This is a genomic window from Halomonas sp. CnH100-B (assembly GCF_024124605.1).
Taxonomy (GTDB): Bacteria; Pseudomonadota; Gammaproteobacteria; order Pseudomonadales; family Halomonadaceae; genus Vreelandella.
In genome coordinates, this window is record NZ_JAMXRX010000003.1 from 533,125 (window position 1) to 549,174 (window position 16,050).

Annotated in this window: 14 protein-coding genes; 10 read left to right on the forward strand and 4 right to left on the reverse strand. The window is 53.7% G+C overall.

Annotated elements, in window-relative coordinates:
- Positions 1-80: 80 nt before the first annotated feature.
- Complete coding sequence (locus NH398_RS09140) at positions 81-854, reverse strand: SDR family oxidoreductase (protein WP_253018027.1); 774 nt, start codon at positions 852-854, stop codon at positions 81-83.
- Positions 851-1,180, reverse strand: coding sequence for a nuclear transport factor 2 family protein (locus tag NH398_RS09145; RefSeq protein WP_253018029.1), 330 nt, complete (start codon positions 1,178-1,180; stop codon positions 851-853). The genes NH398_RS09140 and NH398_RS09145 overlap by 4 nt, the downstream gene beginning before the upstream one ends.
- A 92-nt stretch (positions 1,181-1,272) precedes the next feature.
- Between NH398_RS09145 and NH398_RS09150 the strand changes: the two genes are divergently transcribed.
- The 10 genes from NH398_RS09150 to NH398_RS09195 all read left to right on the forward strand — a co-directional run bounded on the left by NH398_RS09150 (position 1,273) and on the right by NH398_RS09195 (position 9,838).
- On the forward strand, positions 1,273-1,635 hold the full coding sequence (locus NH398_RS09150; RefSeq protein WP_153842707.1) for a helix-turn-helix domain-containing protein: 363 nt from the start codon (positions 1,273-1,275) through the stop codon (positions 1,633-1,635).
- Between the two features lie 162 nt (positions 1,636-1,797).
- On the forward strand, positions 1,798-2,076 hold the full coding sequence (locus NH398_RS09155; protein WP_253018161.1) for a zinc ribbon domain-containing protein YjdM: 279 nt from the start codon (positions 1,798-1,800) through the stop codon (positions 2,074-2,076).
- Positions 2,077-2,158: 82 nt separating this feature from the next.
- On the forward strand, positions 2,159-2,413 hold the full coding sequence (locus NH398_RS09160; RefSeq protein ID WP_062372652.1) for a type II toxin-antitoxin system prevent-host-death family antitoxin: 255 nt from the start codon (positions 2,159-2,161) through the stop codon (positions 2,411-2,413).
- Complete coding sequence (locus NH398_RS09165; protein ID WP_159342812.1) at positions 2,406-2,672, forward strand: Txe/YoeB family addiction module toxin; 267 nt, start codon at positions 2,406-2,408, stop codon at positions 2,670-2,672. Before NH398_RS09160 ends, NH398_RS09165 begins: the two co-directional genes overlap by 8 nt.
- 92 nt (positions 2,673-2,764) lie before the next feature.
- Positions 2,765-3,553, forward strand: a complete 789-nt coding sequence (locus tag NH398_RS09170; RefSeq protein ID WP_253018031.1) for a carbon-nitrogen hydrolase family protein — start codon at positions 2,765-2,767, stop codon at positions 3,551-3,553.
- Positions 3,554-3,637: 84 nt separating this feature from the next.
- A complete protein-coding gene (locus NH398_RS09175; RefSeq protein ID WP_253018033.1) occupies positions 3,638-3,958 on the forward strand; it encodes a DUF427 domain-containing protein in 321 nt (106 codons plus the stop codon).
- A gap of 199 nt (positions 3,959-4,157) precedes the next feature.
- Positions 4,158-4,694: a hypothetical protein gene (locus tag NH398_RS09180; protein ID WP_253018035.1), complete on the forward strand. Its 537-nt coding sequence runs from the start codon at positions 4,158-4,160 to the stop codon at positions 4,692-4,694.
- A 105-nt stretch (positions 4,695-4,799) separates the two neighbouring features.
- On the forward strand, positions 4,800-5,498 hold the full coding sequence (locus NH398_RS09185) for a hypothetical protein (protein WP_253018037.1): 699 nt from the start codon (positions 4,800-4,802) through the stop codon (positions 5,496-5,498).
- 207 nt (positions 5,499-5,705) lie between these two features.
- Positions 5,706-7,988, forward strand: coding sequence for an AAA family ATPase (locus NH398_RS09190; protein ID WP_253018039.1), 2,283 nt, complete (start codon positions 5,706-5,708; stop codon positions 7,986-7,988).
- A complete protein-coding gene (locus NH398_RS09195) occupies positions 7,985-9,838 on the forward strand; it encodes an ATP-dependent helicase (RefSeq protein ID WP_253018041.1) in 1,854 nt (617 codons plus the stop codon). Before NH398_RS09190 ends, NH398_RS09195 begins: the two co-directional genes overlap by 4 nt.
- Before the next feature lie 221 nt (positions 9,839-10,059).
- Here NH398_RS09195 and recD read toward each other — a convergent pair whose 3' ends face one another.
- Positions 10,060-12,315 carry an exodeoxyribonuclease V subunit alpha gene (gene recD, locus NH398_RS09200; RefSeq protein WP_253018043.1) on the reverse strand — a complete coding sequence of 752 codons (2,256 nt, stop codon included), beginning with the start codon at positions 12,313-12,315 and terminating at the stop codon, positions 10,060-10,062.
- Positions 12,312-15,986, reverse strand: a complete 3,675-nt coding sequence (gene recB, locus NH398_RS09205; RefSeq protein WP_253018045.1) for an exodeoxyribonuclease V subunit beta — start codon at positions 15,984-15,986, stop codon at positions 12,312-12,314. The genes recD and recB overlap by 4 nt, the downstream gene beginning before the upstream one ends.
- Between the last annotated feature and the right edge of the window lie 64 nt (positions 15,987-16,050).

The following is a 16,050-nucleotide window of genomic DNA, read 5'->3' on the forward strand; positions in this document are numbered from 1 at the left end:
ATCTGGAAGCGCCCCAGCCGGGGCGCTTTTTTTATATGCCGCTGATGCTGTTGGCCATCCATCACGCTGCAATCACGGCCTCACACCACCGGCACCGTGCCGCCATCAATCACAAACTCCGTGCCCGTGATTGAGCCTGCCAGCGGCGAGGCCACGAACGCAATCAGGTTCGCCACTTCCGCCGGGGTAGAAGGCCTGCCCAGCGGGATGCCGCCCAGCGCGCCCATGATGATCTGCTTGCCGCCCTCGTAATCGGTGCCTGCCTGCTCGGCCAGCCGCTCCGCCAAGGCAACGGCGGCTTCCGTCTCGATCCAACCCGGCGAGACGCGCACCACCCGCACGCCTTGTGGAGAGACCTCCTTCGACAAACTCTTGCTATAGGTCGAGAGCGCCGCCTTAGCCGCCGCGTACGCGGTGGTGGATTCCGGCAAAGGCAGCTCCCGCTGAATAGAAGTCACGTGAACGATCACCCCTTCACCCTGGGCCAGCATGCCCGGCAGCAGGGCGCGGTCTAGCCGCACGGCGGGGAACAGGTTCAGGTTCAGCTCCTGTTGCCACTCGTCTTCACCCAGGGCCGCAAAGCCGCCCGCCGGGGCAGACGAGCCGCCCACCACATGCACGATGATATCCACACCGCCCATGCGCGCCTTCACGGCTTCTGCCACAGTGGCGCAGCCATCCACAGTGGTGAGATCGGCAGCGACGAACAGCTCTTCAGGTAGGGCAGCGGGGCGGTTGCGGGCAGTCGTCAGCACCTGCGCGCCCTCTTCACGAAACAGCGCCACCACCGCCGCGCCCGCGCCTTTACCGCCACCCGTGATCAATACGCGACGCCCACTAAGCTGCAGGTTCATGGGGTAATCTCCAAGCTTTGAATGCGTTCATCGGCCAGTTCGATATGGTGAAACAGCTGCACCGGGCTGCCAGGAAAATCGCCGGTCACGGTGGTGGTAATCACCATCTTGTCGCCATCGCGAGAGACGTCGGTGGGCTCCACGTGGTACTCAAACTGGCGGCGGGTGCCGCGTAACCAGGCACGAATGGCGGCAATGCCCTGGTGGGTTTGCCCTTCATCCACCACGCGGGCATCGGCGGTAAAGCACTCCGCCAGTGAGGCATCATCCGCGCCGTTGCTAATGGCGATATAGGTGGCAATGGGAGTAGAGAGTGACACGCTCATGGTAAGCCTTCCTCATGGTGGTTGCTGTACGAGGATCTTCTGCTTAGGCTTACCGATTATCAAGAACGCACAAAAAGGTAAGTGGCTTACCCATGAGAAGGATTTACACGCCCACTAGCGCGGCCAGCGGAGTGGAAGATGTATTAAAAATGCTGGAAGGGCGCTGGAAGCTGATTATTCTCTTCCACCTCTTCGACGGTAACGTGCAGCGCTACTCCGATTTTGAAAAGCTGATCCCCGGCATCTCGCAAAAGATGCTCGCCCAGCAGCTACGGCAACTGGAAGCCGATGGCATCGTGGCGCGCAAGGTGTACCCGCAAGTGCCGCCCAAAGTGGAGTACCGCCTAACCGAGTGGGGCCAAGCGCTCTGCCCTGCGCTGGATGCGCTGCTGAAATGGGCTGAGCAGAAAGAAGCGTTTCACCCCAGCGAACACGCGGACGATGCCAGCGCCTGAGCCTCGCCAGCGCCCACGGCGGCGCTACCCAAGGCGCTCGCCAGTCGCTAAGGCCGCTCTGGCTCAGTATCATCACCCGCTCATTCACCACAGAAGCCACTGCTTATGTCTTGCCCGCCATGCCCCCGCTGCCAGTCGGAATTCGTTTATCAGGACTAACGCCTGTTCATCTGCCCCGAATGCGCCCACGAATGGAACCCTGAAGAAGCCGCCGCCGAAGAGGCCGTTAACGTGGCGGATGCTAACGGCACGCCGCTTGCCGAAGGCGACAAGGTCACGCTGATCAAAGACCTCAAGGTGAAAGGCAGCTCCCAAGTGCTCAAGATCGGCACCAAAGCCGTCATCAAACGGCTAAAAGAGGGCAAAGACCACCAGCTAGACTGCAAAGTAGACGGCGCAGGCGACATGATGGTGACCGCGCAGTTTGTGAAAAAGGCTTGAAGCAGTCGTTCTGTCTTGTTAGCTGTACATGTTTGCGGGCAACGGCTAGACTTGTACCCTAAATAGTACATGTGAGGCGTGTATGAAAATCGTGTCTTTTACAGAAGCGAGGAATGGCTTGAAAGCTGTGCTGGATGGCGTCGTTAATGATGCGGATACCACCGTGATCACGCGCAGGGATGCTGAAGATGCCGTGGTGATGTCGCTGGATTATTACAATAGCCTAATGGAAACAGTGCACCTGCTTCGTTCGCCTAAAAATGCTGAACACCTTAACCGCTCAATAGCGCAATATCGTGCTGGCCAAACAAGCGCACGAGAGTTAATGGATGAGTAGTCAGCGACTGTTGTGTTGGACAGATGAATCTTGGAACGACTACGTCTATTGGCAAGCGCAGGATAAGAAAACCCTTAAGCGCATTAATAAGCTGATAAACGATGTAAAGCGCTCCCCCTTTGAGGGAATCGGCAAGCCAGAGCCCTTAAAAGAAAACCTAGCGGGCTTTTGGTCTCGGCGTATAGACGATACTCATCGGCTTGTTTATGCAGTCGATCACCACGCGATCACTGTCATTTCTTGCCGCTATCACTATTAGCCCGCAACTGAATCGGCCCCGAGAGTGAGCCAGCAGTGGGAGGTGACTTTAGCCCGCGACTGTGCCTGCACCCAGCCAGCCAAGGGACAAAAGTGACCAACAGCAAAGCCATCACCATCGCACTCGCCCAACTGCCCGTCACTAAAGCAGCGGTAGACGACAACCTACAAACGCACCTGGCCTACATAGAGCGCGCCGCCGCGCTGGGGGCCAACGTGGTGGCCTTTCCCGAACTCTCGCTCACCGGCTACGAGCTGCCGCTACTCAGCCAACTGGCCATGCCCCGCGACGATGCCACCTTTGCCGCCCTCACCGCCGCAGCCGTAGCCAATAACACGGTGGTAATCGCAGGCTGCCCACTGCACAACCCGAACGGCAAGCCCTACATCGCAGCGGTGATCTGCTTCCCCAACGGTGAACATACCTTCTACCTAAAACAGCACCTTCACGAAGGGGAAGAGGTTTACTGTGCCCCCGGCCATGAAAGTGGCCTGATCAACGTTAACGGCACCCGCATCGCCCTGGCCGTTTGCGCCGACTTCACCCACCCAAGCCACGCTGCCACCGCCGCTAAACAACAGGCGGACGTCTACCTCGCCAGCGCGCTGATTTCCCCTGGCGGTTATGCAAAAGATGCCGAGCTGCTCGCCGCCATCGCAAAGCGCCACCAACTGCCGGTACTGCTCGCCAACCACGTTTCCACCACGGGCGGCTGGCAAACCTGTGGCAATAGCGGTGGCTGGAACGCAGCGGGGGAGCTAATTGTTAAGGCTAACGGCACGGAACCTAGCTTAGTGCTGTGCCGCATTCATCACGGTGTTATAAGCGGTTACGTGGAAGTGATGACTCACCTACCTTCCAAAGCATCCATTACCGACTAAAAACTAATCACCTAAAGTAGGCTTAACCTAAATTAACTGCTAGTCTCGAAGCATTAGAGCAGACAATGCCGCAGGGACTACACGATGCAGAATGTCCGCATAACGCTTCACCCCAGCAAGCAGCGCATGCAAGTGCAGGTGGATGGCATTCTGCTAGCCGACTCCACCAATACGCTTGAACTCCGCGAACACGGCTACCCGCCGCGCCACTACTTCCCACGTAAAGACGTGCGAATGGACTTACTCACCGTTTCAGAAACGACCACTTACTGCCCGTTTAAAGGGCATACGGTGTATTTTTCGCTGGGTGGGCGACGGGATATTGCTTGGAGTTATGAGGAGCCGGTTGAGGGGATGGAAGCTATTGCGGATAGGGTGGCGTTTTATGGAGATGTAAACAAATGACGCTTTTCGAACCGCAGTGGACATGCCGGGAAATCCACCAGGCACGCGAGTTTTGGATATATAGCTTAACTTAAATTAATTGCTCAAAGAATCATAGACTTGTGAGAGTTTGGCAGGCTGCATTTGCCGGAAAAAAGTGCCAGCACGTTCATTCAATCATAAAGCGCGCCGTCTAATACGCTGTTAATGGTCAAAAGCAATGATTTCTGAATCACAATACTGGAAAAATGACCTACAGAAGAACGTCGAATTCTTCCACAACAAGCTTTATCAGACCACTTGGAGGGAAGCTTCCTTTGCTGCTTTAGAGAAAAGAGTAATGCTGTCTTGCTATATCGTTAGGAAGCTGGCAGAAGCTAATAAGATTACAAAAGATATTTTCGAATGCCAAGTGAAGTTGTATTCCTATAAAAATAAAGGGAAAACTGTAGATCTGCTAAATTGGCATCGAGTAGACGATTTATACGAAGTTGAGCAGCCTCAAGAAATAAAAAAACCGTTTTCATATGTTATTAATCAAATAATACATAGCTATACGTTTTTATTCGCTTTCAAGTCAAAAAGTAATATCGAAGGGATTCTGTTCAACTCGGATCGCAGCAAGAAGAGGGAACTATATATGCTAAAAATCGCGGATTTGATCGAATTACTATCTCCAATAGCACAGTGCTACATCGGGAGAACAATCATGCAAAGAAACAGTGATGGCGAAATGGTCGTGGTTCATAGTGAGTAAACCATTAACAAGGCCAAGCACATCGCCCGCAAAAAACGCGGGCTGGACCTCGCTATCGCTCGGGCCGTGTTGGCGGCGTTATACCAAAATGGAGATGGTCTATAAATGTATATATTGAAAAAAGATTTTGTAGATGAAAACACAGAGTCATATTGTGCAAAAGGCAAGAAGCTTTCTTCTGGAAAAGCGTATTTCCTACAAGACAAGAATGGAAAAATATACTTTGGTGGAAAGCAATGCGCCGAAATGCACGGAACCAACGATTTAAGCCAAGTCCCAGATCTTACTAAGTCATTAATTGCTCGACGCGAGGGGCACTCAAAAGGTGGTAGTGACACAGGCTCAGGTGGCGATCAAAATGATTTATCTAAACCCCAAGCAGTGGCTTATATGCTTCTAAGGGAAGAAAAACTTTCTGATTATGAGTTTAAAGGTAAGTCTTTGTCGTACGATGTGCTAAAAAAGTATTACAATGAATACAATAAAAATCATGATTTACCAGAAAGTGCTGTATCTCACATATTGAATATTGAAAAAAAAGTATCAAAAAATAATAAGAGATTGTCTCTCAAAAACCTTTCCACCTGTTATGCATATCAATACATTTTAGAAAGAACAATAGCATCATTGGACGCTAAAGATAATGCTGATGGAGTTTCATATGTCAGCGATTTGCTCAATGGAGAAAGCGGAATCAAGATGTATTGTAGTCTAACTAAAGAACAGATTTCTGGATTGTCAAAGTGGCTACAATTTTTACCGAAAGATTTGAGAGAATCTAGACTGAGAGATTTTGACCTATAAAAGTTATAAAAATAAAATTAACTACGCGCCTACGGCGTTGGACGCGCAAAAAAACGCGCGCCGGTTATTTGGGCGCTATACGATGATGAGGATAATTAAGATTAAGATCCGAAGCGGACAGCAAGATATGAACTGGAAAAAATGGTGAATTTTTATATTATGAAAAGTAAGTTATATACAAGATTAACAAAATAAAGGATTTCCCAATTGAAAATTTCTCATATTGATATTCAAAACTTCCGAAAATTAAAAACATGTCGAGTTGAAATTGAGGATAAAAGTACAATTTTTGTTGGTGCAAACAATAGCGGGAAAACCTCCGCTATGGATGCGCTAATTATGTTTTTGAAAAAATCAAAACGCCGAGAAATAAGCACTACTGATATAACATTATCTAATTGGGAAGCAATTAATAAAATTGCAAGAGACTGGGTTGCTAATGCTTCTGCAGAACCACCAAAGCCATCAGACCTATCTCTAAATATTTGGCGACCATTTTTACCAGCTATTGATGTTTGGCTTGAGGTAGATGAATTACAAATTCATTACGTTAGCCATATTCTGCCTACTTTAGATTGGGATGGTGGCTTGTTGGGTGTCAGGTTGATACTGGAGCCGAAAGAGCAAGAAACTCCAGAAGCCATTTATAATTCCTATATGGAAGCGTATTCAGCAGCCCAAGGAACGTTAGCAGCGCGCAAGAGTACAAAAGAAAATAAAGGTGCCAATGAATCTCTATCGACACTGGCGCTATGGCCTACGTCGATGCGTGATTTTTTGGATAGAAAGCTACAAGACTTTTTCTCTATTAATGCTTATGTGTTAGATCCAGCGCATGCACAATCGGATTTGCCTCAACCTTTTACAGAATTCATGGAACCACTTGAAGGCGACCCTTTTGATGGGCTGTTCAAAATCGACATCATTAACGCTCAAAGAGGGTTCTCTGATCCGAATTCAGGTGAGGGAACTGCCAACACCGATCGCCGCCTCTCCTCGCAATTAAGGCATTACTTTAATGAGCATCTGGACCCAAGCGAGCTACCGGACGCAAGTGATTTGGATGCACTTGAGGCCATGGAAGCTGCGAGAACAGCGTTCGATCAGAAATTGAAGAGTAGCTTTAGTGTCGCCATTGGCGAACTTGAAGGTCTGAATTACCCAGGGTTTAGTGACCCACAAATTTTACTGTCAAGTAAAGTGAAACCTGTTGAAGGTTTAAACCATGACTCAGCCGTTCAATTTAAAGTTGTTCGCAGTGAAGACCCATCGGTTAACGATCTATGCCTACCTGAAAAATACAACGGTTTAGGCTACCAAAACCTGATCTCTATGATTTTTAATCTGATCCGCTTTCGTGATGAATGGATGCGTGTTGGGAAAGTAGGTAAGCGGGTGAAAATTGGTAATACGCCTATAGAGCCTTTGCACTTAATGCTCATTGAAGAACCGGAAGCGCATCTACACGCACAAGTGCAGCAGGTTTTTATTAAGAAGGCATATAGCGTATTACGCAACCACTCTGAACTAGCTGAAAAACCTCAATTTTCTAGCCAGATGGTGGTGAGCACGCATTCTAGTCATATCGCGCATGAGACAGACTTTACTGGATTACGCTATTTCCGGAGAAAACTGCTGGCAAGCGGGCTAGAAATACCCTGCGCCTCAGTCGTAAGCATGAGCGTAATATTTGGTGGTGGGACTGAAACATCGAAGTTTGCGAGTCGCTACTTAAAAACGACACATTGCGACTTATTTTTTGCTGACGCTGCAATTCTTGTTGAGGGGCCGGTAGAGCGCATGGTGGTTCCTCACTTCATTAGAGAACATTATCCAGAGTTAGAGAGAAGCTATATATCTCTACTAGAAATAGGTGGTAGCCACGCGCATACATTGCGCCCGCTGATTAAAGCCTTAGGAATTCCCACGCTTGTGCTCACCGATCTTGATTCAATTAAAAAAGAATCTACTGGTAAAGCACAGCCGAAGAGAGGCCAAAGCCTTAGAACGGGGAATGATACATTAAAAAATTGGGCGCCAGCTAAAACCGCTTTAGATGAAGTCTTGGCAGCAACACCTCAGGAAAAAATAACTGACGAAGGATTGGTTCGGGTGGCGTATCCCTGCCTTACAAAGGTTCAATATCTCTCAGAAAAAGAAGACGCTATACCCTATACGTTTGAAGACGCTTTAGTTCTGGAAAATCTCACGCTCTTTAAAACGATGACGGATAGCAAAGGTCTTGTAAAGAAAATGGCCGTCGCTGTTAACAAAGCAACTCTCGATGAGGCCTGCAAGGATATGTTTGATGCTCTCGACAAGAATGCTAAGAAGGCTGAAATGGCTCTTGAATTGCTTTACACCACCGAGCCAAATTTACTTGAACCTCCCGCATATATTAAAGAAGGCCTTGATTGGCTTAATGCTATGTTAATCAATGACGCATCATTGGTAACGACTTCGTTAGTTATGCAGGAGGAAGAGTTATGACAGATGAAATCGACACAAAAGCTGTTGATGATGAAATCTATAGCTGTCTCGACCTCGACAAGCCTAAAAGCTTCTTTCTTTTTGCAGGCGCAGGATCAGGTAAAACTCGCTCATTGGTCGAAGTGCTAAAACGGTTTCGGGTAAATAATATCCATCGCTTACGAGCAAATGCACAACAAGTGGCAATTATCACTTATACCAATGCAGCCTGTGATGAAATTAAACGGCGACTAGAATTCGATCCAGCATTCAGTGTATCAACCATTCATAGCTTCGCTTGGGAGCTTGTTAAGTCACATACAACCGATATTAAAAACTTTCTTAGAGTACGCCTTCAAAAAGATATTTATGAACTTGAACTAGCGCAAAGCAAAGGGCGATCAGGTTCAAAGGCGGCTGAGGATAGGCCTAGACAAATAGCGTCTAAATGCAAACGGCTTGAGTCACTAAGTACAGTACGAAAATTTACCTACAACCCCAATGGGGAAAACTCTGGCAGAGACGCGCTTAATCATGCTGAGGTAATAGCATTAACGGCGGAATTACTCACAAGCCGTCCGCTTCTGCAAAAAATTTTGACACGTAAATTTCCAGTCTTGCTTGTAGATGAAAGCCAAGACACAAAAAAGGAATTAATCGAAGCGCTTTTTACAGTTCAGCGAATACATAAAGCTCAATTTTCACTTGGGCTTTTTGGCGACGTCATGCAGCGAATCTACATGGATGGCAAAGAGGATCTAGGGCTGGCATTACCTGATGATTGGGTGACCCCGAAGAAAATATACAATTACAGATGCTCGCGCCGAGTAGTTAAACTCATCAATAAAATTCGGCAGGATGTTGATAAAAACTCACAAGAACCTGTTAAAGAAAATGAAGGTTTAGTAAGGCTGTTTATTAAAGATGTTGGCCAGCCAATTGATAAAATGGAATTTGAAAATGTTGTTTGTCAAAAAATGTCTGAATTTACCAATGACATGCTTTGGGCCGATCCAAAAGAAAATAAGACTCTGACATTAGAGCACCATATGGCGGCTCAGCGTGGTGGATTTTCAAGTTTTTTCAGCGCTCTGTACGTCGATAAACTCAAAACTGGATTAATAGATGGAACTTTATCCAGCATTACTTTATTTTCTCAAAGGGTTCTGCCGCTAATTAATAGCCTAGAAATTAATAACCAATTTGCTGTATCTCGAATGCTGAGCAATCATTCTCCATTAATGATCAAGGAGAAATTTGAAAATAGTGAAAATCCTAAAGCCGAAATTAAAAAAGCGAAGGAAGCAGTAGATGCGCTTTACTCCTTATGGGAAAACGATTCGGACCCAACATTACAAAGCATTCTCAAAGAAATTTATCGCAGTGGTATATTTGAATTGCCCGATAGCCTAGCTACTATTGCAGGCAGACAGGAAAAAGACTTCGAATTATTCGAAGATGATGTTGATCCCATTATTGATGCTTGGGATAAGGCATTGGCGTCGCACTTTAGTGAATTCAAAGAATATGTGTATTACATCTCCGATAAATCCCGTTTTGGAACGCATCAGGGAATCAAAGGGCTCGAATTCCCGCGCGTAATAGTGGTTCTTGATGATGAAGATGCCGGTGGTAATTTTTTTAGTTATGAAAAGTTATTCGGCGTGAAGGCCCCGACAAAATCAGACATTGAGAATCAAGAAAAAGGTAAAGAAACCAGTATCGATCGCACTAGACGTTTATTTTATGTGACTTGCAGTAGAGCAGAAGAAAGTCTGGCGATCATTGCTTACACCAGTGAGCCTATTAAAGTGAAGGAAAATGCTTTAAGACAAAAATGGTTTGCGGAAGAGGAAATTGTCACATTGTAGTATCAATATTTATCTTCACCTCAGCTTCTTTTTAAGAGGATTCAACTTTGGCTATTGGTTGGATGTGAACATAGAGATCACGTATCAAAATTTGCTGCACGCGGATAAATTACTCGCTGCGCTCGCCATTTACTGGTGAGCAAAGCGTTATATCAGCACTATCTCAAAAACTGCTCTTAGTCGAAAACCGACACTACCAGCGCTGGTGGTGTCGGTTTCAATCAACCCCCAACCCCACTAACCCTAACCACCTCCCTCACCACCGCCTCATGCAACACCCCGCGCTTGGCTTCCACCACCGTGAGCCATTCGCGGGCGCGGGTGATGCCGGTGTATACCAGCTCGCGGGTCAGAATGGGGTTTAGCGTGGGCGGTAGCAGTAGGGCGGTGTGCAGGAACTCCGAGCCTTGGGATTTGTGAACCGTCATCGCAAACACGGTTTCCACCGCGTGCAGGCGGGAAGGCAGCACCCAGCGGATGGGTTTTTCGGTGTCGCTAGTGGGGAAGGCGACTCTTAATAGCTTCTGCTGCGGATTGCGCGGGTCGGGCACGGCCAGGGTGATGCCGATATCGCCGTTCATCAGTTTCAGGCCGTAGTCGTTTTTGGTCACCAGTACCGGGCGGCCTTCATACCAGCCTTTCTCCAACGTGTAATCGCTGCCGTATAGCAGCTTTTCGCTACGTAGCGTGCTGGCGATGCGCTGGTTTAACCCTTCTACTCCCCAGGGGCCTTTGCGCAGCGCGCACAGCAGTTGGAAGTGGCTGTAGGCGCTGAGCACCTCGCTGGCCCAGGCGTCAAAAGCGGTTTGGTTACCCTCGAACGACTCCCCTCGTGGGCGCTGAGCTTGCAGCACGTTTAAATAGTGGTGGTAGCCAGTGGGCGGGGCGATGGGCTGGCCTTCGTGGTCGGTGCGGCCTTCGCCGTTGCCCGCAAAGCCGTTGGGGCTGCCGTGAATTACCAGCTTATCCAGCGCGGTGCCGTCATTCATCACCAAATGGTGAATATCCGGGTAGCCGTGGCGCAGCACGGCGGTGACGGCCTGCTGTTTTTCCCGCTCGCTTTGCGCATGGCCCGGCTGGTTAATGGCTTTTGCCAGCTGGCCGATGCCGCTGTGTTCATTGAAGCGGTGGCTAACCCGCAGCATGGTAATGGCTTGGTCGAGCGGTTGGCCTGCGGGGTCGATGAACTCGGCTGGCAGCGGCTGGCCGGTGGCCTGGGCTAGCCATTCGGCGGTGGCCGGGGTGTAGTGGGCGGCGTCGGCGCGGCGGCATAGGTCGCCGAGTACCGAGCCTGCCTCTACTGAGGCGAGCTGGTCTTTATCCCCCAGCAGAATGCACTGGGCGTGGGCGGGGAGGGCGCTGAGGGTGGCGGCCATCATTTCAATATCCACCATCGAGGCTTCGTCGATCACCAGCACATCCAGCGCCAGCGGGTTGGCAGCGCTGTGGCGGAAGTGGCGGGTGTCGGGGCGTGCGCCGAGCAGGCGGTGGAGGGTGGTGACTTCCGTGGGAATCGCGATCTCGCTGGCTGCCGCCGCAGGTGAGTGTTCACTGAGTAGCGTTGCCAACTCAGCGAGCGGTAACGCATTCACCTGCCCCGCAATAGATTCGTTCAAGCGGGCGGCGGCTTTGCCGGTGGGGGCGGCTAGGCGGATGCGCAGCGGCTGGCTGGGCTGCTGGGCCAGTTGCAGGGTTTGCAGCAGGGCGAGCAGGCGGACAACGGTGGTAGTTTTGCCGGTGCCGGGGCCGCCGGTAATAATGCCGAAGCGGCTGCGGGCGGCCAGGGCGCAGGCGGTTTTTTGCCAGTCTAGGCCGCTGCTTTGCTTGAACAGTATGTTCAGGGCTTGGGGGAGTAACCCAGGGTGACTGGCGTCACCCGTCGCCCAATGAATTGGCCTCCCACGTTGGCCTTCTGTGCTCGTGCTTTCTGTGTCGGTTGCTTCCAGGCGGGCGGCGATGTGTTGGTGCAGGCTTTGCTCGTACTGCCAGTAGCGGCGCAGGTAGAGCCGCGTGTTGGGGGAGCCGCTGGCTGAGTGAGTGGTCACTACGACCAGCGGCGTGTTGCCGGGGCCTTCGCTGGTGAGCAGCGGGTGGTGCAAGGCGGCTTGCCATTCGCTGAGCGTGAGCGTGGCCAGCACGTCGCTGGGTAGCAGCGGCGGGTCGGTGAGGTCGTCCCCTTCGGGTGGTAGCGAAAGGGCGAAATCCGGCGCGTTGAGCGTGGCGTTAATATCCAGGCATACGTGGCCGCGGCCTAGCTGGTGGCTGGCAAGTGCTGCCGCCAGTAGCAGCAGCGTGGGGGCGTCCGGGGCTTCACTGGCGAGAAAGCGCACCAGGGCGCGGTCTAAATCCCGCAGCCAGCCCCGCGCTACCCAGCGTTCGCACAGGGCCAGCAGTTCCGGGGTGCTGCTGAGTGCCGGGTGGGCGCTGGCGGCATCGCCGGACATATCGAAGGTGTGGGTGTCGTGCTGGCGGCTCATGCCGTGGCCTCCTGCTGGGTGGCGTGTGGCTCGCCTGCAAACAGGCTGTCCAGGGCTTCGATGAGTTTAACCGGGGCGGGTTCGCCTACTACGCCGCGCCCAAGGCTGCGGCTGCCGCGTAAAAATACCGTCATCGAACCGCCCAAGTGCTGGTGCGGGTCGTAATCCGGCAGGCGCGCTTTTAACAGCCGGTGCATGGCGAGTAAGTAGAGCGCGGCCTGTAGGTCGTAGCGTTTGGCGAGCAGCGCGTGGCGTAAGGCCTCGGGTTCGTAGGCGCTGTCGTTGGGGCCTAGGTAGTTCGATTTCCAGTCCAGCACGTAAAAGCGCCCCTGGTGCTCGAAGGCCAGGTCAATGAAGCCTTTCAGCATGCCGTGCAGGGTGTCGGCATCCAGCGCGGGGCGCTCTACCCCTGGTAGTAAGTGCTTGCTTACCAGCGCATCGATGGCTTGGGTGTTCACCCGCTTGGCGGCAAACCAGAACTCTAGCTCTACCTGATAGCTTTCTAACTCATTCAGCGCCACGCTTTGCGGGGTGGGCGCGGCCAGCGGTAGCGGCGTGGTGAGCAGGGCGCTTAGCCAGCCCGCCAGCGGTTCTTGCCATGCCTGCCAGCCGCGTAGCTGCACTCGCCGCCACAACATGTCGTTGAGGGCGTCCATATCGTTGGCGGCGGTATTAAAGCCTTGCTTGCCCGCCCACTCCAGCAGCCCGTGCAGAAAGGTGCCGGGGCCAGGGCCACGGGGGAATTTGTGCAGGTGATATGCTTCCGGTTGAGATAGATCCCGAGGTTCATCCAGCACTTCGAAGGCGGTGGCTTCTTGGGCGGTGGTGGGTTCCAGCGGTGGCAGTACCGGGGCGGTGAGCGTGCCGGAAAGCCGCAGCGCGGAGTAGCTGGCAATCCACCAGTGCTCTTTGGCGGGGCGGGTGGGCGTGCGGGCGTGGCCCAGCGCACTGCTTTGCTCCACGGTAGCAACGCGCTCTGCGGTGGGCGCGGGTGGTTGGTGAATCTGTATCTCGCTGCCTTCCACCAGCTCACCAAGCGCGTTATTGAGCGCCTCCGGTGAAAGGGCATTGCCGCCTTTTAGCAGGTAGCCCAGCGCGCTGTTCTCCAGGCCTTTCAGCGGGGCCAGCCCCAGCCAGGTGGCGTGGCGGGCGCGGGTAAGCGCCACGTAGAGTTTGCGCAGATCTTCCCCCAGCCGTTCGCGGTCGGCGGTGGCGAGTATCGCGTCATCCGCTTCTAGGCTGAGCTGTAGATTGCCCTCGCCGTCGTGCCAGCGCAGCGGTACGTCCTCGGCTTTGACCGGGCGGTGGTTGGCGATGAAGGGCAGGAATACCAGCGGGTACTCCAGCCCTTTGGATTTGTGGATGGTGACCACCTTGACCAAATCTGCGTCGCTCTCCAGGCGCAGTTTGTGGCTGTCGCCGTGGCTTTCCGGGTCGGCAATGGCGTCAAACAAAAAGCGAATCAGCGCGTGCTCGCCGTCCAGTTCGGCGCTGGCCTGCTGCAGCAGCTCGCCCAGGTGCAGCAGGTCGGTGAGCAAGCGCTCACCCTCTTCAAACTCCGCCAGCAGACGGGCGGGAATATCAAAATCCACCATCATGCGGCGCACCAGCGGCAGCACGCCCTGGCGCTGCCACAGGCGGTGGTAGTGGCTGAACTGCTCTACCCGCGCTTCCCAGGCCAGCTCGTTTTGCTGCAGGTGGTCCAGCTCCGCCAGGCTTAGCCCTAGCACCGGCGTGGCCAGCGCGGCGCGCAGGTGCGCTTCGGCCTGGCGGGAGCTAGCCAGCGGCTCGGCGCAGGCGCGCAGCCAGCGCTCTACCTGGGCGGCCATGGGCGAGCTAAACACCTTATCGTGATCAGAGAGATACACGCTCTTCACCCCACGGCTGGCAAGCGCTTGGCGAATGGCGCGGGCTTCCTGCAGGCCGTTCACCAGTACCGCCATATCGGAAGGTTTGAGCGGGGTGAGCGCGTCGTCGGTTTGAAAGCCGCTCTCGCCTTTCTGCCCTGCGCTGAGCAGTTCTGCCATGAAAGAGGCGCAGCGTTCGGCCATCTCGGTTTGGTAGGCAGTTTTGGAAAGCGGCTCGTCGGCTTCCAGCGGCCAGAGCGTCATGGCGGGCAGCGGCTGGCCTTGGTGAACAAGCTGTTCATTTCGGCCTTTGGCCTCTACCGGCAGAAACGGCAGCGGGTTGTCGCCGTCTTCTTCGCGGAACAGAAACGCCCCGGCCGGGTGCTCATCGGCGTAGCGGAAGCAGTGGTTCACCGCCTCTACCATGGCGCGGCTGGAGCGATAGTTGGTGCCCAGCGTCACGTGGCGGCCAGCGGTATCTTCGCGGGCTTTTAAGTAGGTGAAGATATCCGCGCCGCGAAAGGCGTAAATGGCCTGTTTGGGGTCGCCGATCAGCAGCATGGCGGCGTCTCGGCGGGGCTTGGCGACCTCATACACCGCGTTGAAAATGCGGTACTGGATGGGGTCGGTGTCTTGGAATTCGTCGATCAGCGCCACGGGGAACTGGCGCAGTATCTGCGCGGCCAGGGCCTCTTTGTTGGGGCCTTGCAGGGCGCGGTCCAAGTGGGTGAGCAGGTCGTTGGGCCCCATTTCGGCGCGTCGCTCTTGCTCCCGCTCCAGGCGTACTTTGCACCACTGCACGGCGTGAATCAGCAAGTCGTTACGCGGTTCGGGCAGGGCGTTCAGTGCGGCGGGCAGCTCGGCCAGCGCTTCCCAGGCGGCGGGGCAAGGGGGCGCGCCCTCTTTCCATATCTCGGCCATGCCGTCTGGGGTGAGGCGTTTCCAGGCGGCATCGGTGAGTGCGGGGCGGGTGGCGTCGCTGTCGCACCACTCCCGCAGCGCGCCTAGCCAGTTGGCACGGCTTTTGGCGTTGAAGCTTTGGCCTTTGAAGGCTTTGCGTTTGGCGGCGTCTTCTAGTGCGGGCACTAGGTCATCCAGCCACGCAGGCCAGGGGGCTTTTAGCTCGGCTAGGCGTGCGCTGCGCTCGGCTTGGGCGGCGCTTAGGGTTTGCTCGGGGGCGGGGCGGGGGCTGCCTAGGGCCTCGCTTTCGGCCAGTAGTTTGCGCACCTGCCCGTGGAGCTGGTCCGGCGACTTCCAGTAGCCGGTAATGCTGCCCAGCGCCTCGGCGTCCAGCGGGTAGTAGAAGGTGCGCCAGTAGTCGCGCACTACCTCTTGCTCCAGCTCTTGCTGGTCGTTTTCCAAATTGAGCGAGAACAGGCTGCCGCTATCGAAGGCGTGCTCCCGCAACATGCGGTAGCACCAGCTATGGATGGTGGAAACGGCGGCTTCGTCCATCCACTCAGCGGCCAGCTCTAAGCGGCGGGCGCAGGCGGGCCAAGTGGCCTCGGGGTATTGGCTGCGCAGTGCTAGCAGAAGTGAGTCTTCACCCTGATGCCGAAACACCGCCGCTGCTTCCACCAGCCGATGACGGATACGTTCGCGTAATTCTTGCGTGGCGGCGTTGGTGAACGTGACCACCAGGATTTCCGGCGGGGTGAGCGGGCGTACGAAGGCGGTGTCGTCTTCACTGTGCTGCCCGCCCAGCACCAAGCGCACATACAGCAGCGCAATGGTGAAGGTTTTCCCTGTGCCCGCGCTGGCTTCAATCAAACGGCTGCCGTGAAGCGGTAGCGTCAGCGGGTTCAGCGGGGCGGGCTGGCTCATTCTCATTCTCCGAACATCACGGCAGGCGGAAAGCAAAGCGCCTTTGGCGGGTAGCCAAAGGCAC